The sequence below is a fragment of the Phytoactinopolyspora mesophila genome, from assembly GCF_010122465.1.
Taxonomy (GTDB): Bacteria; Actinomycetota; Actinomycetes; order Jiangellales; family Jiangellaceae; genus Phytoactinopolyspora; species Phytoactinopolyspora mesophila.
The window spans coordinates 723913-742649 of sequence record NZ_WLZY01000001.1 but is presented as its reverse complement, the minus strand read 5'-3'; the positions used below and the strand labels follow the sequence as shown (position 1 = coordinate 742649).

Here is an 18737-nt window from a genome sequence, read left to right as displayed (position 1 = left end):
TATTGGACGGGTCCCTGCGACGCTGATGTCACCTTTCCCGGATAGGGTCGTAGTTAGGCGACGATCGGAGGTTGACGATGGCGCGTGACACAAGCGGCGGGCAGCAGCGCAAACAGCCTCGCCGGAACGAAGAGACCGAGGCCGAAGAGGCTCAGGCGACTGAGGCTGCCGAAGATGTCAAAGATCGGCAGGAGAAGCTCGCTGACGACGTCGATTCCATGCTTGATGAGATCGACGAGGTCCTCGAAGAGAACGCGGAAGATTTCGTCAGGTCATTCGTCCAGAAAGGTGGAGAGTAAGTGGACCTGTCCGACATCGGTCGGCTGCCGACGGCATTCATGACAACGGGGACGTCGTCATTCACCGAGTTTTTGACGCACTATGCCCCCGACCTCTTGCCGGGGCGCCGGCTGGCCGGGCACAGCGACGGCAGGGACCACTCCGGGCTTGCCCCACACGGCACCACCATCGTTGCGGTGACCTTCCCCGGGGGCGTGGTGATGGCTGGTGACCGCCGCGCCACCGCGGGGCACCTCATCTCGCAACGAGATGCCCAGAAAGTGTTCCAGGCTGACGAGTTCTCCGCGGTCGGCATCGCCGGCACTATGGGCATCGCGTTCGAACTCGTCCAGCTTTTCCAGCTCGAGTTGGAGCACTACGAGAAAATCGAGGGCACCGTCCTCTCGCTGGAAGGTAAGTCGAACCGGTTGGCTCACATGATCCGGGCGAATCTGGGCCTCGCCATGCAAGGGCTGGTGGCCGTCCCGCTCTTCGCCGGGTTCGATCCGGGCGACCAGCGCGGCCGGATCTTCTCGTACGACCCCACGGGCGCTCGGTCCGAGGAACATGACTTCTATTCGGTCGGCTCGGGCTCGGTCTTCGCCCGCGGATCCCTGAAGAAGCTCTATCGTTCCGACTTCACCGCTGAAGACGCCGTCACCGCGGGTGTCCAGGCGTTGTACGACGCCGCCGAAGACGACTCCGCGACCGGCGGCCCAGACCTCCATCGGAAGATCTTTCCCATCATCGCCGTGGTAGATGAGAACGGCTTCAACCAGTACGCCACGGATGACGTCGCTCCCATCGTGGACCGCGTGGTTTCGGCCCGGAGTGGCCGTCCCGACGGGCCACAAGCTCCGTTGAGCTAGCGGCGCACGCCTGATCTGACCAACCTTGGCCTCGAGAGGATCACTACTGGTGTCGATGCAGTTCGGATATGTCTCGCCTGAACAGATCATGAAAGACCGGGCGGACTATGCCCGCAAGGGCATTTCCAGGTCGCGTTCGGTCATCGTCATGCAGTATGCCGGCGGGATCTTGTTCGTCGCGGAGAACCCGTCGCCGTCGCTGCACAAGATCAGCGAGATCTACGATCGCATTGCGTTCGCGGCCGTCGGCAAATACAACGAGTTCGAGAACCTCAGGCAGGCCGGCGTGCGGTTGGCCGACCTTCGTGGATACGCCTTCGACCGTGCCGACGTCTCTGGCCGGGCGCTGGCCAACGTCTACGCCCAGACGCTCGGCACCATCTTCACGCAGGATCCCAAGGCTTACGAGGTCGAGATCGTGGTGGCCGAGCTCGGCCAGGATGAGGCCAGCGACGAGATCTTCCGGATCGTGTACGACGGCTCGGTCTTCTCCGAAAGCGGGTTCGCCGTGATGGGCGGGCCCGCCGAGCAGGTGACCGGCTATGTTCGTGAAGGTTTCCAGCACTCCGCCTCGCTCGAAGACTCGCTACGTCTGGCAGTGCAGTCCCTGGGCCGCGACGAGGGCGGGGAGTCTCGCCAGCTCTCCACTTCGCAGCTCGAGGTCGCCGTGCTGGAGCGGCGCCGTCCCCGCCGTACATTCAGGCGCATTCGCGGCGCTCAACTCGAGGCTTTACTGAGCAACGAAAATCGAGACGTAACAGATACCGCATCCGACGAGCCGGACGACTAAAGTCGATTCATGGATCGCCGCATCTTCGGGATAGAGAACGAGTACGGTGTCACGTGCACATTTCGAGGTCAGCGGCGGCTCTCGCCCGACGAGGTCGCGCGTTATCTGTTTCGCCGGGTAGTCACCTGGGGCCGCAGCAGTAACGTCTTTCTTTCCAACGGCGCACGTCTGTATCTGGACGTCGGGAGCCACCCCGAATACGCCACGCCGGAGTGCGATTCGATCACCGATCTTGTCGCCCATGACAAAGCAGGGGAGCGGGTACTCGAAGGGCTGCTGGTCGATGCCGAGCGGCGCCTGGCCGAAGAAGGCATCGTGGGTGATGTCTACCTGTTCAAGAACAACACCGACTCAGCCGGCAACTCATACGGCTGCCACGAGAACTACCTCGTCGGTCGGCACGGCGAGTTCTCCCGGCTCGCTGACGTCCTGATTCCATTCCTGGTCACCCGCCAGATCATCTGCGGTGCCGGAAAGGTGCTGCAGACCCCCCGGGGCGCCATGTTCGCCGTGAGCCAGCGTGCGGAACACATCTGGGAGGGTGTGTCCAGCGCCACCACCCGCAGCCGGCCCATCATCAACACACGTGACGAGCCGCATGCCGATGCCGAGCGGTACCGCAGGCTGCACGTGATCGTCGGCGACTCCAACATGAACGAGTGCACCACCCTGCTGAAGGTGGGCGCCACCGACCTGGTCCTACGAATGATCGAAGCCGGCATCGGCCTGCGTGATCTCGCCTTGGAGAACCCCATCCGGGCCATCCGGGAGATCAGCCATGACATCACCGGACGGCGCAAGGTCCGCCTCGCCGGCGGGCGCGAGGCCTCGGCGCTGGAAATCCAGGAGGAGTACTTCACCAAGGCTCGCAACTTCGTCGAACGTCGTGAAATCGATACGCCGGTCATCCGCCGGGTGCTGGAGCTGTGGGAACGCACGCTCAAAGCGGTCGACACCGGCGATCTGGGCCTGATCGAGCGCGAAATCGACTGGGTGACCAAGTACCGCATGATCGAGCGATACCGCGCCAAACACGGCATGACACTCTCACATCCGAGAGTGGCCCAACTGGACCTCGCCTATCACGACATCCACCGCGGGCGCGGGCTCTACTACATGCTCGAACGTCGAGGTGCCGTGTCACGGGTTTCGCGAGACATCGAGATCTTCGAGGCGAAATCCGTGCCACCACAAACCACCCGCGCGAAGCTACGCGGGGAATTCATCAAACGCGCTCAAGAGCGGCGCCGCGATTTCACGGTGGACTGGGTTCATCTGAAGCTGAACGACCAAGCTCAGCGGACGGTGCTGTGCAAGGATCCGTTCCGGTCCAGCGACGAACGGGTGGCGCGGCTGATCGACAGCATGTAACGGCCCTCAGGCACCCGTAGCCCGGCAAATGTCTCGCACGAGCAGAGTGCGCGCCGCGTGGCACACGAACGAAGCCAGGGATTAGGGTAGGTGCCTGTTCCAGACGCGAATACTCATCGACTGTTGAGGAATATCCCACTGTGCGCAAAATACGCCTGTTGACTGCAGCACTGCTTGCCTCCGCCGTAGTGCTGGCTGCCTGTGGCGATGACGACACCACAGGTGACGACTCGAACGTCACTGATTCAGCCGGTGGCGGGATCAGCGTCTCCGGTGAGTTCGGAGAGAAGCCGACCATCGAGGTCCCGGACGGAGACCCCTCCGGTGAACTGGAGGTGCAGACCTTGTCCGAGGGCGACGGACGCGAGATCGGTGCTGACGATTTCGTCTTGGCGCACTACCTGGGCCAGACCTGGGATGAGCGTAGCCCGGAGGACATTCCGGCGGACCCGATGGCCGACCCGGACGAGGAAGAGGAAACCGACGGCGAGTCGGTGCCTTACGTCTTCGACAACTCCTACGACCGGGAGTCGATCTCCGGGTTCTCGCTGAACATGGTTATTCCTGGCTGGAAGGAGGGGCTGGCCGGTCAGAAGGTGGGTTCGCGAGTTCTGCTGTCGATCCCGCCGGAGAGCGGATACGGCAGCCAGGCCGACCACAACCTCGCCGAGGACACCCTTCTGTTCGTCGTGGATGTGGTCGACTCCATCGCACCGGATGCGGCCGCTACGGGTGAGCCGGTGTCGGACTTGCCTGACGATCTACCGATCGTTGAAGGCGACGAGACCGGGGCACCCAGTGTGACGTTCGACGACGCCCCGGAGCCGGAGGAGTCGGACTCTACGGTGATCTTGCGCGGCGAGGGCGACGAACTCGGTGAGACCGTGATCGCGCAAATGCTGGAGGCGCCGTACCCGGACGGTGAAGGCACCCAGAGTACGTGGGAGCTCGGCAACCCCGAGGAGATCCCCGTCGCCGGCCTGGCGTCCCTGCCCGGCTGGGAGGACGTCGCGGACGAACTCACCGTCGGCTCACGGATCCTGACCCGGATCAGTGCCGAAGACGCGGCGATGCCTGGGGCCGAAGGCGAGGACGACGAATCCACAGCGCTCGTGCTGATCGTCGACATCGTCGGCACGTACTAGACACGTGTGTCCGCCTGAACAGGGGCATGCGGGGGAGCGAACACAAATGAAGCTTGAACGTCCAGAAGTTGACTTCCCGGTGGGTTCGGAGCCGACTGCGCTCGAGATCACCGATCTGCGGATCGGCGACGGTGTGCAAGCCGTGGCCGGCGACGAGGTCAAGGTCCACTACGTCGGCGTCGATTTCGCCACCGGCGAGGAGTTCGACGCGTCGTGGAATCGCGGCCAGCCGATCGAGTTTCCGCTCAGGGGGCTGATCCAGGGCTGGCAGGACGGTATCCCAGGGATGCGTGAGAACGGCCGGCGGCAGCTGGTGATCCCACCGCACCTTGCCTACGGGCCGGCCGGCTCCGGGCACCGGCTCGCCGGCAAGACTCTGATCTTCGTCATTGACCTGCTCGCAGTAAAACGCTGACGTACAGGTCGGTCCCCGGCAGATGGAGTCTCTCCCCGCCCAGCAGACTCGGTCGGAGAGAGGCTGCGCCATCGACCTCCCTCGCTGATGCCCACCACGCCATGGAGAGACTCCATCTGCCGGGTCCACTTGGTCTGCCGGGTGCACTTGCTGGGTCAGCTCTGGCTCAGCTGTCGTGGTTGAGCAACGCGCTGGCATGGCGTCCGGAGGCGGCCGCGGCCACGAAGTACGCATAGTCCTCGTCCAGGCCACGTCCCATCGTGGACAACCGCACGGGACATGCGCGCAAGGCGTCGTCAAGGCCGTCTGCCGGGGCCGTGACGACGTGATGGCGGGGAGGAAGCTTCGCCGCCTGGGCAGCGACCTTCTCGCCGAACTCTCCGTCGAGTTTGGGGACGACGATGTCGGCCGAGGCCATCGCCACCTTGCCGTAGGCGGTCAGGCTGTGGTGGGACACGCCGTGGTGACGCTCACGCGCGTCGGCCTCGCTGATCCGTAGTGAGCCCACCGGCCGTCCGCCGAGAATCACCACGGCATTCACCGCTTCGCCGCAGGCGATGCCGGAGAAACCCCAGCGGGTGCCGGTGCCCAGATTGCCCGGCCCCTGGGTGACCACCGCGATGTCCGCGCCGAGAACATGGCGCGCTGCCAGCAGCCCGGTGTGCAATGTCACCGTCTCCAGATCGCCGCCGAAGGCCTGTCCGACGGTGACAGTGCCCTGGAGCCAGCCGGCGTCGCGCAGCCCTGCGACACTGCGGCTGAACCACAGTGGGAGTGCGCCGCCGTCAGTCATCACGTAGGCGACTCGGGCTTGCGGTGACCCGATTCTGATCCCGGCCACCACAGCGGGCAGCGCGGAGTGCAGGTCGGCCAGGACCACGGGCATGCCGTCGAGATCGTCGGCGTCTCGCAGCGCCTCGTGCCATGTCGAGTCTTGTTCGTCGGCGCCCAGGACGATGGTCTGCAGCGGCGTGTAGCGGGCTTTGACGAGATGTCCCGGCCCGGGCTCGGGATCCGGCGGCAACCGGTCCGGGAGGGCGACCACGTGAGCGTGCCCGCCGGTGCCGAGGCCGAGTTCGAGAGCACCGGTATTCAGCAGTACGCGATCACCGGTCCGCGGCTCACCGACCATGGCGGTGTAGGCCAGTGCGCGAACGTCGTCACGCTCAGGTATCTCGACAATGATCTCCTGCACGCCGGGCCAGGCCATACCGAGAGAACGCACCACGCCGTTTCGCCACCGAATCACCCCGAAAGCCTAGCCAAGAGGTAGTCTCACGGTGAATCGGCGTCCGGCGGCGCGCGGTCTTGCGCGCCGCGGGTTGACGTGCCGCGGCCCGGCGCAGCGGTGGGAACCGTGTCGACGCCGATGGGGGAGGACCCCATCGTCGCGGGTGTTATCGGGAGGTGCGTATGTCTCAGCAGGCAAAGAGCGAGAGGTTGATGAACCTGGTCATCTGCCTGTTGGTGGCGCGCGGCTACGTGCCGAAAAGCCGCATCCGTAACGTCGTCGGCGGGTACGGGGACCAGACCGACGAGGCTTTCGACCGGATGTTCGAACGAGACAAGGATGAGCTGCGTGAGGTCGGTATCCCGATCGAGACCGGCAGCAACGATCCCTTCGGCGATGACGAACCCGGCTACCGTATTTCCCGGCAGGAGTTCGAACTGCCCGAGATCCGGCTGGAGCCGGACGAGGCCGCGGTGGTCGGGCTGGCCGCGCGGGTCTGGCAGCACTCCGGTCTCGCAGCGGCCACCAGCAATGCCGTGGTGAAGCTCAAGGCGGCCGGGGTCGAGGCGGACACCCGCGCGTTAGGTGCCGTCGAGCCACGCGTTGGTGGTGAGGAGCCTGCGTTCTGGCCGTTGTGGGAGGCCGTTCGTGACCGGCGCCCGGTGCGGTTCCCGCACCGCAAGGTGTCCAGTTCTACCCCCATGGAACGCCACCTCCAGCCGTGGAGTGTGCTGTCGTGGCACGGCCGCTGGTACGTGCTCGGGCACGACACCGACCGAGGAGCCGCTCGGATGTTCCGGCTGTCCCGGATCGTGGGTGATGTCGAGCCGGACGGCGAGCCGGGCAGCTACGACGTGCCGCCGCCGGAGGACGTCCGGGCGGCGGCAAGCGCGCTCGCGCCTCCGGAGCCCGGTGATCTGCCGACCGCCACGGTCAAGGTTCGCGACGGCAGCGGGCACACGTTGCGCCGCCGGGCGGTCGATGTGCAACCAGCGGCCGAGGCAGGATGGGACATCGTGACGGTGAAGTACTCGTCGGTCATGAGGCTGGCTGAAGAGGTGGCGACGCACGGCGCCGATGTTGTCGCTCTCGAGCCGGAAGAGTTGCGCAAGCAGGTCATCGCGTCGCTCAATGACGTGGTCGGGGAGCGGGCGTGACAGCGAGACAGGCAGGACAGGCAGGACAGCCTGTGCAGCGCCGCGCGGACAGTGCGCCGGCCCAAGTTTCGCGGCTGTTGTCGATGCTGCCGTACCTGCGCTCGCATCCGGACGCACGGGTGTCCGACGTGGCGGGGCTGTTCGGTGTCAGCGAGCGGCAGGTCATCCGCGACCTCCGGGTGCTGTGGTTCTCCGGGCTGCCCGGATTGGCCATGGGTGACTACATCGAAGTCGACATGGAGTCGGTCGAGGGCGAAGGGATCATCAGCGTCTCCAACGCTGATTACCTGGCCCGGCCACTCAGACTGCGCACGGACGAGGCCATCGCGCTGCTGGTAGCGCTGCGGACGCTGGCCGAGGTGCCCGGCTCGTTCGAGCGCGGCGCCATCGATCGCGCCATCACCAAGCTCGAGCAGGCAGCCGGTGAGGTTGCCGAACGCGCCGGCGCGGTCCAGGTCCAGGTGGACGGTGACGCCGTCGCCGATGTCGCGGCCGTCGTGCGCTCCGCTCTGGACGAAGGGCGCCGGTTGCACCTCTCCTACTGGGTACCGGCGCGGGACGAGACCACCGAGCGAGACGTCGACCCGATGCGCCTCGTCGTTGTCGACGGCCGTCTCTACCTCGAGGGGTGGTGCCGCCGCGCCGAGGAGACCCGGCTGTTCCGGCTGGACCGGGTCGCGGAGGTATCCGTCCTCGACGTGCCGGCAGAGATCCCGGATCGAGCCCGGCCACGGGACCTCTCCGGCGGGCTGTTTCAGCCCTCGCGCGAAGACGAGCTGGTCACACTCGAGCTGAGCCGCGCAGGCCGCTGGGTCACGGACTACTACCCATTCGAGACGTCAGAGGAACTCGCCGACGGCGGTATCAGATTGCGATTGTGGGTACGTGATCGCCGATGGGTCCGCCGGCTGATGCTGCGGCTCGGGGGCACCGGGCGCGTCGTCGACCCTCCGGATCTGGCCGAAGAGGTGGTGGCCGATGCCCGTGAGGCGCTGGCTGCATATGAGACGGGCTCATGAGAGAGGCTCATGAGACGGGCCCATGAAGCTTTCGCCGTGACAAGATGAGGTAAGGTCTACGCGCTATGTCGACGTTGGCGATTTGGCTGCTGGTCGTGGTGGCTGTGTTGTTTGTTCTGGCCGTCCTCACGGTGGTGCTGGCGTTGCGATCTACGTATCGGAAAAGCCGGACACTTGCTCACGAAGTGAACGGTCTTTCCGAGGAACTGGAACACGTCGTAGGATCACTGGGGAACGACGGCACACCCGACAGATGAGCTTGTCACCGCGCCCCTGACGTACCATCGGTAGCACAGGCCGCATCAGGAAGAGGTCGAACATGGGCAATATCGGAACTTGGCAACTGGTGATCGTTGCCGCCGTCGTCTTGCTCCTCTTTGGCGCCAAGAGGCTGCCAGAAGCCGCACGTGGGCTTGGGCGTTCGCTGAAGATCTTCAAGGCCGAGACCAAGGGCCTGATCGACGACGACTCCAAGAAAGACGACGATTCCGTCGTGACTGAGGACTCGGCGCCGGCCGCCTCGTCCGAGAGCAACTCTCGGGCAGTGGAGCCGACGAAGGTGGAGACGCCGTCGGACCGGGTCAACGAGCCCACTCGCGAATCCTGAGTCCGCGTACGCGGGCAGCCAGGGCTTCAGGCGGTCCGGACGCCGGTGTGACGAGGTAGGTATCCGCGCCCGGATGCCGAGGTGGAAGAGGAGTTCGATGTGGGTTTCATCGAGCGACGGCGCAAGCCGGAACGCGCGAGCTGGCGAGCTGTGCTGTCTATGTGCGTATCTCACCCACTCTCTCCACGACTGTCACGACCACTGACCGGCGGCTGAGCAGACGTGGCGATCAATATTGGCCGCCGCAAGAAGCGGTCTGATCCCGAACGCGATCCAGAGGGTCGGATGACCCTCACCGAGCATCTGCGTGAGCTTCGGTCGCGGTTGCTCAAGGCGGCAGGGGCCGTCGTCCTGTTCGGTGTGATCGGGTTCGTTTTCCGCGAGCAGATCATGGACTTCTTGCTCCAGCCCATGTTCGACGCGGCCGAACGCACCGGCGCCGACGCCCGCTCCATCTATCAAAGCCCCACCGACCCGCTGTTCATCCCGCTGAAGATCGCCATGTGGACCGGGTTGGTCCTGGGCGCACCGGTCTGGATCTACCAGGTATGGGCGTTCGTCACGCCGGCGCTGTACTCGAACGAGAAAAAGTGGGCCACCGCGGTGGTGGCCACCTCGGTGCCGATGTTCACTGCCGGCGTGGCTCTCGCGTTGTGGGTGATGCCGCGTGCCTGGGAGTTCTTGCTTAACTTCACTCCGGTCGATCTGGTCGAAAACTATGTGCCGTTCAGCGAGTATCTGTCGTTTGTCATCCGGCTCGGCCTCGTGTTCGGCGTCGGATTCTTGCTGCCGGTCTTCATTGTGCTGCTCAATGGCGTCGGGGTATTGCGGCACGAGACTCTGGGGTCGGCGCGACGCTGGGTGATCGTGGGGATCTTCGTCTTCGGCGCGATCGCCACACCGACAGGTGATCCGCTGACGTTGATGCTGCTGGCCACTCCGATGTGGCTGCTCTTCGAGGCAGCGGTCCTCGTTTGCCGATTCCTCGACCGCCGCCGGGCCCGCGGCTTGGGCTCGGACCTCGGCGACGACGAAGCCACACCTGACGACGAACTCGACAAGATCGGCCGCACGGACGACGAGCCCTGAGAATAGACGTTAGTGCCGGGGCGGCGCGGCGTGTCTCGTCGGCTTGTTATGTAGCCTGGACGGTATGAGCTCGCCCGCGGAGCGATATGCGGCGTCGCAGCGCCGGGTGGCCCAGCGTCAGTCGGCGCTCGGCCGATTTCGCTCCAACTATGGATTTGACCTTGACGAATTCCAGGAACGTGCCTGCGAAAGCCTCGAACGCGGCAGGGGCGTCCTGGTGGCCGCACCCACAGGTGCCGGCAAAACCGTCGTTGGAGAGTTCGCGGTCCACCTGGCCCTGGAAGAGAAGCGCAAGTGCTTCTACACGACGCCGATCAAGGCGTTGTCCAACCAGAAGTTCCACGACCTCGTCGAGGTGCACGGTGCCGCGTCCGTCGGGCTGCTGACCGGCGACAACACCGTCAATGGTGAGGCTCCGGTGGTGGTGATGACCACCGAGGTGCTGCGCAACATGCTGTACGCGGGCTCCGCCACGCTTGCCGGCCTGGGCTACGTGGTGATGGACGAGGTGCACTACCTCGCCGACCAGTTCCGGGGCGCGGTGTGGGAAGAGGTGATCATCAACCTTCCCGAGTCGGTCAGCGTCGTATCTCTGTCGGCCACGGTGTCCAACGCCGAAGAGTTCGGCGAGTGGCTCACCACGGTGCGGGGCGATACCGATGTTGTGGTCGAAGAGCGCCGTCCGGTGCCGCTATGGCAACACGTGATGGTCGGCCCGCGGATGCTCGACCTGTTCGCCCAGACCGGGGCCGGCGACGACGCCCGGCGCACGGTCAACCCGCAGCTGAGCCGATACGTGCGAGACGGCGAGGATATGGTCCGTGGCCGCGGAGGTCGCCGGGGGCGCGGAAACCATGGCCGGCGGCCCGGCGGCGCGGTCTACACACCCAACCGCATCGATGTGCTGGACAAACTCGAGCGTGCTGAGCTGCTGCCGGTGATCGTCTTCGTGTTCAGCCGTGCTGGATGCGATGCCGCCGTGCAGCAGTGTGTCAATGCCGGGGTCCGGCTGACCACGCCGCAGGAGCGCGACGAGATCCGGACCGTCGTGGACGAGCGCTGTGCTGGAATCCCCGACGAGGACTTGCGCATACTCGGCTACGACGGCTGGCTGGACGGCCTCGAACGTGGCATCGCCGCTCACCATGCGGGCATGCTGCCGACTTTCAAGGAAGTGGTCGAAGAGCTGTTCGTCCGCGGCCTGCTCGGGGTGGTGTTCGCTACTGAGACGCTCGCGCTCGGCATCAACATGCCGGCACGCACGGTGGTGCTGGAGCGCCTGGTGAAGTGGAACGGGGAGTCGCATGCCGACGTCACCCCGGGCGAGTACACCCAGCTCACCGGTCGCGCTGGTCGCCGCGGTATCGACGTCGAGGGGCACGCGGTGGTGCTGTGGCAGCCGGGTTTCGACCCCACGGCGGTGGCGGGTCTCGCATCGACTCGTACATACCCGCTGCGCTCGTCGTTCCGGCCGTCATACAACATGGCGGTCAACCTCGTGGATCGGGTAGGACGGGCCACTTCGCGAGAAATCTTGGAATCGTCGTTCGCGCAGTTCCAGGCCGACCGCGCGGTGGTGGGGATGGCCCAGCAGCTACGGCGCAGCGAAGAAGCGCTGGAGGGTTACCGGGAGGCGATGACGTGCCACCTGGGCGACTTCGACGAGTACGCCAAGATCCGGCGGGCGATCAAGGACCGGGAGACGGCGTTGGCCCGCGAGGGTAGCGCTCAGCAGCGTGCCGCCGCAGTGGACTCACTCGAAAAGCTGCGCATCGGCGATGTCATCCGGGTTCCCGCCGGAAAGTTCGCCGGTCTGGCCGTCGTGCTCGATCCAGGTATGCCGAGTGGTTCCACCCGGCGAGAAGGGCCACGACCCACAGTGCTGACCGAGAGCCGGCAGGTGCGCAGGCTCGCCTTGACCGATTTCCCGGACCCTGTGGAAGCACTGACCCGGATGCGAATCCCCCGGTCTTTCAATCCGAAGGTTCCCGCGGCGCGGCGGGATCTGGCCGCGGCGCTGAGGTCGAAGGCACCGGAACAGCCCCGACCGCGCCGCACCAAACGCGCTGCCACGGCCGACGACGAACAGCTGAATCGGCTGCGTCGGGAGATGCGGGCACATCCGTGCCATGGCTGTGCGGAGCGCGAGGACCACGCCCGCTGGGCTCAGCGAGCGTTCAAACTGGGACGCGAGGCGGAGCAGCTCAGCCGCCGGATCGAGTCGCGGACCAACACCGTTGCACGCCAGTTCGACCGAGTGTGTGCGGTGCTGGACTCCCTGGGTTATCTCGACGGGGACTCCGTGACCGAACCGGGCCGCCGGCTGTCCCGCTTGTACGGTGAGCTCGACCTGCTGGCCGCCGAGTGCTTGCGTGAAGGTGTGTGGGAGGGACTCGATCCGGCCGAGCTCGCGGCGTGTGTATCGGTCTTGACCTTCGAGTCTCGCCAGCCCGACGACGCGGCGCGTCCCGCGCTGCCGGAGGGGCAGGTGCGGGATGTGCTCAAGCGGATGGTGCAGCTGTGGTCCGACCTCGACAGCCTGGAATCCGACCACCGTCTGGACTTCCTGCGGGAGCCGGACTTCGGCTTCGCCGACGCCGCCTGGCGATGGGCCAGCGGACACCGCCTGGACACTGTGCTCAGCAACGCCGGCCTCGCGGCTGGAGACTTCGTCCGGGCGATCAGGCAACTACTCGATCTGCTTGACCAGATCGCCGATGCGGCCGCTGGAACGCCGCTGCGCGAAACGGCGCGACTCGCATCGGGTTCACTGCGCCGCGGCGTTGTAGCCTACGCAACCTTCGTGTGAAGTTCTGCGTGTGAAGTTCTGCGCCGGACACCGGCTGCGCTGATCATTCGGCAGATCGGTCGGTTGGCGCGGTAGCGGACTCCAGCGCGGTGAGCACCCGAGTGACCGACGAGCCGAGTCCCCAGCGTTCGGACAGCTCCGCCAACGCTGCGGGATCTGCCGGTGCATGAGGCAGGTGATCACGGAAATCGGGTAGTGGCACGTCGGCACGGACCGCCACGACGTCCGGAGCCACTGCCAGGTAGTCGCGGGCGTCTAGCAGTTTGCGGCGGACGGTGGGGGATAGGTCGGACGATGGGTCGTCAGCAGCCGCTAGCAGGTTCTTGATGTCGCCGTAGCGGCTGACGAGGGTGGCCGCGGTCTTGTCACCAGCCCCGCTCACCCCGGCGAGCCCGTCGCTGGGATCACCGCGGAGCGTCGCGAAATCGGCATACGCACGGCCGGGGATGCCGTACTTGGCGGCAACCGCGGATTCGTCGATGACCTCGTGTTTACCCACACCTCGGGCGGTGTAGAGGATGCGGACGCCACGGGCGTCGTCGACGAGCTGGAAGAGGTCGCGATCTCCGGTGACGACGTCGACCGGACCGGCGTCGCGTTTGGCCAGCGTGCCGATGACGTCGTCGGCTTCGAAGCCGGGCACACCGACGTGAGCGAGTCCTAGGGCGTCCAGAACCTCCAGGATGACTGGGATCTGGGATTCAAGCGCGGGCGGGACCGTTTCGGCGCCGGTTGCGTGGTCGGCGACCCGGTGTGCCTTGTAGGTCGGGATGAGCTCGACCCGGAATGCCGGGCGCCAGTCCGCGTCCAGACATGCGACCAGCCTGGACGGGTGGCGGTCGGTGATCAGCCGGGCGATGAAGTCCAGCAGCCCGCGCACAGCGTTCACCGGGGTGCCATCCGGCGCGGTGATCTTGTCCGGGATGCCGAAGTAGGCGCGGAAGTACAGCGAGGCGGTGTCAAGCAGCATCAGCTTGCCGTCGGGGCGGTTCATTCCCTCACTCTCTCATTAAAATCACTCCCGGCCGCCGCCACTTCATCGGTGATGAGTCGATACCGCGCGGACCACCGGTGTGGGCGATCTCGTAGGCTCACCCTGTGACTACCGTCTTCAGCAATCGACTGGCTCAGGCGCGGGCTGCTACCGCAGCCGCCGGCATCGACGCCCTGCTCATCACTCCCGGTTCCGACCTGCGGTACCTCACCGGGTATGCCGCATTGCCGTTGGAACGGCTCACCTGCCTCGTGCTGCCCGCGGAAGGCCCGCCCTGCCTCGTGGTGCCCGCCCTGGAGAAGCCAGCGGCCGAGGCGTCCGCAGCTGGCGAACTGGCGCTCGAGATCCTTCCGTGGCAGGAGAGCGAGGATCCGGTGCGGATGGTCGCCGCAATGCTGCCGGCCGCCCGCAGCGTCGGCCTCGACGACCACATGTGGGCGGAGAAGGTCCTACGGTTCCGCGCGGCGATGCCCGACGCCGAACAACGTCTTGCCGGCGCTGTGCTGTCGGAGCTACGCATCCGCAAAGACGAGGCCGAGATCAACGCACTGCGAGAAGCAGCTGGCGCCATCGACCGGGTGCACGCCCGGGTGCCGGACTGGCTGAAGGTGGGACGCACGGAGGCCGAGGTGGGCCGCGACATCGCCGATGCGATCATCGCCGAAGGGCACGTGCGAATCGACTTCGTCATCGTTGCCTCTGGTCCCAACGGTGCCAGCCCACACCACGAGACCAGCGGCCGCCGGATCGAGGCAGGCGACGCCGTCGTCGTCGACATCGGGGGCACCACCGCGGCGGGTTACTGCTCCGACGAGACCCGCACTTATGTCGTCGGCCACTCGCCCGCCGGGTTCGCCGCCGAGTACGAGATCCTCAGGCGTGCCCAGCAGGCGGCGGTAGCCCATGTCCGTCCTGGTGTCACCGCCGAGTCCGTGGACGCCGCAGCGCGGTCGATCCTCGCAGAGGCTGGCTTGGGGGAGTACTTCATCCACCGCACGGGACACGGAATCGGTATGGAGAGCCACGAGGAGCCCTATATCGCCGATGGCAACGCCCGCTCGCTGGAGCCCGGTATGGCGTTCTCGATCGAGCCCGGATTCTACCGGCCGGGTGTGTACGGCGCTCGGATCGAGGACATCGTCATCGTGACCGACGACGGGGTGGAGAGCCTCAACAAGCGCCCGCGTGAGTTGGTCGTGGTGGACGGCTGAGAGACACGCCGACGGGACCCGCTGGACCAATCGCCGCTAACGGGCCTGAGTAGGTCCACGACCCTAAACGGGTGGTTCCTCCTCGAAGTCGACTCGGGCTGGCGGGTCGACTCGGGCTGGCGGGTGGACTCGGGCTGGCGGGTGGACTCGGGCTGGCGGGTGGACTCGGGCTGGCGGGTGGACTCGGGCTGGCGGGTCGGGTTCCGCTGATCCCTGGGACGCCCGCGCGCGTACTCCTGAGATTGGGTCTGGGGCCGGCGGTCGGTGCGAATGGGGGCCATCTGTGTCCGCCGGAGCCGTGCCGGAGACGTTCGTATCCGTGGCAGGGGTGGTCGCACTCGCGGTGTTGCCCGAACTGGTCGTGTCCGAGTGAGTGAACGTCCCGGATCGGGGCATGATCGGACCGCAGGCACAGTAGCGCGGGCAGCCGCAGGTGAGCCGGGTCGGTTCGGCCTCGGCCGGGTACAGCGAGGGCTCGTCCGGGTACAGCGAGGGCTCGTCCGGGTACAGCGAGGGCTCGTCCGGGTACAGCGAGGGCTCGTCCGGGTACAGCGAGGGCTCGTCCGGGTAGTCGACGCGCTGACGGGGTGGCGGCAACGGCGGCATGATCGGTGGTGCCCGGTGCACGTGGCGGTGGCCGAGCGGGCTGGTCCAGATGGTGAGTTCAGGTCCGGGTTTGGTGATTGCCCATCCACCCGTGTGCTTGAGCAAGTGGTGGTACAGGCAACAGCAGCCCAGATTGTCGTCCGTGGTCAGCCCGCCGTGGGAATAGTCGATGGCGTGGTCCTGATCGGTATACCTGGCTGGTGCCCGGCACGCCGGATGGGTACACGTCCGGTCCCGGATCTGTATCCAACGACGCAGCCGCGCACCCGCCGTACGCCGACGCCCCTCGTGACCAGCCGCCGGACCGCGGGCATAGTTCATTGTGTCCGTGCCAGCAGGTCCGGACACATGGTTCTCATCGGCGCGTCCGGACAGGCCGCCGCCTGAAGGGGGAGTGGTATCGCCTCCATCGGTGACATTGCTGGCGCCCATGGTGCCTATCTGGCTGGTGATGTCGTCGAGGAGCCGGGCGTAGCCGGGGTAGAAGAGGCTCACCGCCTTAGACAGGCGGGGCAGTTCATCGATCCGGAGTTGAAGTTCAACGATGCTGCGGGCCGACGCGGACGGCGCCCGCCCCGCAGGTGCGCGCGCCCCAGCGGTATCCGGGCGCGCCGAGGTGACTCCGGCGGCGACGGCGTAGCCACCCCGGTCGCACAGCACCCACCTGAACTCTGCGAACACCATGGTTGGGATGAGCTCGCGGGCTTGCACCGCCGGGACATAGTCCCAGCCGACCAGTTCCGCAGGGCGCTCATCCAGACCGAGCAGCGTGGCTAGGCCGACTCGCAACTCGCTCGGCGTCCACCCGGCACGAGGCCTGACTCCAGCATCCGGCTGGCCGGGCTTCGGCGTTGCGGCATGGTTCGGGTCGATGTCCGGAGGATCCAGGCTCTCGGCGGTGGATCTGGCCTCGTCGTCACGAGCATCGTCGTCACGAGCGTCGCTGCCACGGGTATCGCTGTCGCGGAGGTTGCCGTAGGTCTCGATACCGGCGTCACCTCCGACCTCGGCGTGGGCAGCCTCGGCCCCGCTGCGCGGATGGAAGCCCTCGTCACCGCTGTGGGTGTCTTCGGCGTTGCCACTGGGAGGGGTGTTGCGGTTGCCTCCAGGGCGGTTGCCGTTGGGGCCGCCCGCGTCGGGTACGTCGTCGCTGGCAGGGGGGCCGCCATCGTCGCCGTCGCCACCGTCGGTGTTGTCGCCGCTGGGCTGGTCACCGGGGTCGTCGTCTCCCTCAGGTGGTTCGTTCCTGCCGGGCTGGGTGGCGGCTGGCTCGATGAACGGATGAGCCAGAACGTGAGCGACGATTTCCTCGTCACTCATCGCTTCGAAAGTCCCGTCGAGCATGCCTAGGTAGAGGTCGGCCCGGATGTGGTCGATGGCGCGATCGTCTCCGGCACGTTTGCAGCGCCGTCCGAGCGTGTCCACCCGGTGACAAGCAGCTGCGGCACGATCAATCGGCAGATCGAGGCCGGACACGTTCGCACTACCATCGGGGTTGCGGGAGCCTTGTACTCGGCGTCCTTTGATCGCATTGCGGTAGCGCCGCTGCGCCCAGTCCGGATCAAGGGCGATCGCGGCACGCTTGATCGCATCGATGAGCTCACCGACCAGCATCCCCGCTGCCAACGGCAGCAGGTCGTGACATATCTGGGCAGCTTGGTCGTCGCTGAGGCCAATCGTCCACTGGGTGAAGGCGAGTGCGCGTGGCTCGTCGAGATCACCGCCAAGCATCGCCTCGCCCAGCATGGGCAGGCGGTGGTGGATGTCGTACGCCAGTGCGAAGGTGGTGTCGGAACGCCGGCGTGACCACACCAGCGCCGCTCGGGCCTCTTCCGCAGCGAACTCGGCTGGATGTTCGAGGCGAGCGACCGTGTGGGGCGTGTGGCGCTGGCGCATCCCGGTCTCCAGGAGGGCCCGCAGGAACACCGCGCGATCGTGGTTGGCCTGCCGATACGCCGCCGTCATGACATCCACGGTGTCGTATCCGGAAACCCGCCGCACTGAGATTCCGGCCAGCAGAGTGCCCAGGAGGCTGCCGGGCGCCATAGTGGCCAAACCGGCAGGGATCGGGTCAGGCCCGCCGTCTTCCTGCCCGTTCCCGTCTCTCCTATGCTCGTCTGGCCTGCTATGCGGATCCGGCAGGTCAGAAGGATTCAGCGCGCTACCAGTGAGGTCACGGTCACGGGCGGGCTCGGAATCACGGTCGGGGCTGGGATCGAACATGACGAGCACTCCCACTGAGGATCGACCGTGTGTGTCTGCGCCGATATGTCGCAGACACACACGAGGACTTTTGTGGTGGCCCGGCCACACCCGAAGCCCTTTACTCATCACGCCGTCTTGGAGAGCCCAGCAGCCCTCCCGGCAACTAAGGCTAGCTTAGTTGAAACACGTGTTCGAATCAACTCAGAACGGCGAATGACTGACGTCGTCGGCGTCGCGACTCAACTGGCGACGCCGACGCTGGTGCCGATCACCTTTTGGTCGTTGAGTACGCGCAGGATCGCGTGCGCGACGTCGGCGCGGGCGATTCGGTACCCTCGGCGGACGTTCTTGCCGATGCTCATCCGATACGTGCCGGTGAGTGCTTTGTCGGTGAGCATCGGGGGGCGGATGACGGTCCATTGCACGTCGCTGCGCGCGATCCGCTCCTCCATCCGCACCATGTCAGCAAACGGGTGCCGGAGCATCCGGCGCAGTAACGGCTTGACCAGGATCCGGGTGAACGCGCCGTCGCCTTCGGTGTACGGGCCGGCGGCGCTGACGACCACGAGGCGTCGGACGCCGGTGTTCCCCATGGCCCTGACGATGGAGGCCGCACTGTCGGTGCATGCGGTGGAAGGGCCGCTCTCTCTCGGCCCGATGGCGGACACGACGGCATCGTGCCCGGGCAGATGCTGTTCGAGCGCGGCCGGATCCATGACGTCGAGCCCGACGACGTGGAGCCGGTCATGGCGCAGGTCGGCGAGCTTGTCAGGGCTGCGTACCAAAGCGGTGACGGAATGGTCCTGCTCCAGTGCCTGCTGGACGACGTGGCGGCCGGTGCCGCCGGTAGCGCCTAGGACGGCGATCTTCATGGTTGTTCCTCCGAGCGATTTCAGGCGAACTGACGAGAGTTGGTTAGTAAGTATTTACTCACCACCTA

At 66.1% G+C, this 18737-nt stretch carries 17 protein-coding genes; 13 read left to right on the top strand and 4 right to left on the bottom strand.

Annotated features, from left to right (window positions below; genetic code table 11):
* Positions 1 to 77: 77 nt before the first annotated feature.
* The 6 genes from F7O44_RS03330 (at position 78) to F7O44_RS03305 (ending at position 4869) form a co-directional block, all read left to right on the top strand.
* Positions 78 to 299, top strand: coding sequence for a ubiquitin-like protein Pup (locus F7O44_RS03330; RefSeq protein WP_162448730.1), 222 nt, complete (start codon positions 78 to 80; stop codon positions 297 to 299).
* 39 nt (positions 300 to 338) lie between these two features.
* Entirely contained in the window at positions 339 to 1148 is an 810-nt protein-coding gene (prcB, locus tag F7O44_RS03325) for a proteasome subunit beta (protein ID WP_162449312.1), read from the top strand.
* Between the two features lie 55 nt (positions 1149 to 1203).
* Positions 1204 to 1938: a proteasome subunit alpha gene (prcA, locus tag F7O44_RS03320; RefSeq protein ID WP_187361084.1), complete on the top strand. Its 735-nt coding sequence runs from the start codon at positions 1204 to 1206 to the stop codon at positions 1936 to 1938.
* Positions 1939 to 1947: 9 nt separating this feature from the next.
* On the top strand, positions 1948 to 3309 hold the full coding sequence (gene pafA / locus F7O44_RS03315; RefSeq protein WP_162448728.1) for a Pup--protein ligase: 1362 nt from the start codon (positions 1948 to 1950) through the stop codon (positions 3307 to 3309).
* A 158-nt stretch (positions 3310 to 3467) separates the two neighbouring features.
* Entirely contained in the window at positions 3468 to 4454 is a 987-nt protein-coding gene (locus tag F7O44_RS03310; RefSeq protein ID WP_162448727.1) for an FKBP-type peptidyl-prolyl cis-trans isomerase, read from the top strand.
* A gap of 46 nt (positions 4455 to 4500) precedes the next feature.
* Positions 4501 to 4869, top strand: a complete 369-nt coding sequence (locus F7O44_RS03305) for an FKBP-type peptidyl-prolyl cis-trans isomerase (RefSeq protein WP_162448726.1) — start codon at positions 4501 to 4503, stop codon at positions 4867 to 4869.
* A 166-nt stretch (positions 4870 to 5035) separates the two neighbouring features.
* On the opposite strand, the gene F7O44_RS03300 is transcribed toward F7O44_RS03305, so the two are convergent.
* A complete protein-coding gene (locus F7O44_RS03300) occupies positions 5036 to 6118 on the bottom strand; it encodes a DUF3866 family protein (protein WP_162448725.1) in 1083 nt (360 codons plus the stop codon).
* A 164-nt stretch (positions 6119 to 6282) separates the two neighbouring features.
* On the opposite strand from F7O44_RS03300, the gene F7O44_RS03295 reads away from it, so the two are divergent.
* From F7O44_RS03295 to F7O44_RS03270, 6 genes are all read left to right on the top strand, one after another.
* Positions 6283 to 7257 carry a helix-turn-helix transcriptional regulator gene (locus tag F7O44_RS03295; protein WP_162448724.1) on the top strand — a complete coding sequence of 325 codons (975 nt, stop codon included), beginning with the start codon at positions 6283 to 6285 and terminating at the stop codon, positions 7255 to 7257.
* Positions 7254 to 8276 carry a helix-turn-helix transcriptional regulator gene (locus tag F7O44_RS03290; RefSeq protein ID WP_222850998.1) on the top strand — a complete coding sequence of 341 codons (1023 nt, stop codon included), beginning with the start codon at positions 7254 to 7256 and terminating at the stop codon, positions 8274 to 8276. Before F7O44_RS03295 ends, F7O44_RS03290 begins: the two co-directional genes overlap by 4 nt.
* A 65-nt stretch (positions 8277 to 8341) precedes the next feature.
* Positions 8342 to 8533: a hypothetical protein gene (locus tag F7O44_RS03285; RefSeq protein ID WP_162448723.1), complete on the top strand. Its 192-nt coding sequence runs from the start codon at positions 8342 to 8344 to the stop codon at positions 8531 to 8533.
* Positions 8534 to 8595: 62 nt separating this feature from the next.
* A complete protein-coding gene (gene tatA / locus F7O44_RS03280) occupies positions 8596 to 8883 on the top strand; it encodes a Sec-independent protein translocase subunit TatA (protein ID WP_162448722.1) in 288 nt (95 codons plus the stop codon).
* A 222-nt stretch (positions 8884 to 9105) separates the two neighbouring features.
* Positions 9106 to 9972 (top strand): twin-arginine translocase subunit TatC, encoded by an 867-nt coding sequence (gene tatC / locus F7O44_RS03275; RefSeq protein ID WP_162448721.1) that lies wholly within the window; start codon positions 9106 to 9108, stop codon positions 9970 to 9972.
* 64 nt (positions 9973 to 10036) lie between these two features.
* Entirely contained in the window at positions 10037 to 12781 is a 2745-nt protein-coding gene (locus tag F7O44_RS03270) for a DEAD/DEAH box helicase (protein WP_162448720.1), read from the top strand.
* A 43-nt stretch (positions 12782 to 12824) separates the two neighbouring features.
* On the opposite strand, the gene F7O44_RS03265 is transcribed toward F7O44_RS03270, so the two are convergent.
* The gene (locus tag F7O44_RS03265; protein ID WP_162448719.1) at positions 12825 to 13775 is read right to left on the bottom strand and encodes a 5'-3' exonuclease; all 951 of its coding nucleotides are present in this window, start codon (positions 13773 to 13775) and stop codon (positions 12825 to 12827) included.
* A 104-nt stretch (positions 13776 to 13879) separates the two neighbouring features.
* Between F7O44_RS03265 and F7O44_RS03260 the strand changes: the two genes are divergently transcribed.
* Complete coding sequence (locus F7O44_RS03260) at positions 13880 to 14986, top strand: M24 family metallopeptidase (RefSeq protein WP_162448718.1); 1107 nt, start codon at positions 13880 to 13882, stop codon at positions 14984 to 14986.
* 63 nt (positions 14987 to 15049) lie between these two features.
* On the opposite strand, the gene F7O44_RS03255 is transcribed toward F7O44_RS03260, so the two are convergent.
* Positions 15050 to 17815, bottom strand: coding sequence for an HNH endonuclease signature motif containing protein (locus F7O44_RS03255; protein ID WP_162448717.1), 2766 nt, complete (start codon positions 17813 to 17815; stop codon positions 15050 to 15052).
* A gap of 221 nt (positions 17816 to 18036) precedes the next feature.
* A complete protein-coding gene (locus F7O44_RS03250) occupies positions 18037 to 18669 on the bottom strand; it encodes an NAD(P)-dependent oxidoreductase (protein ID WP_162448716.1) in 633 nt (210 codons plus the stop codon).
* Between the last annotated feature and the right edge of the window lie 68 nt (positions 18670 to 18737).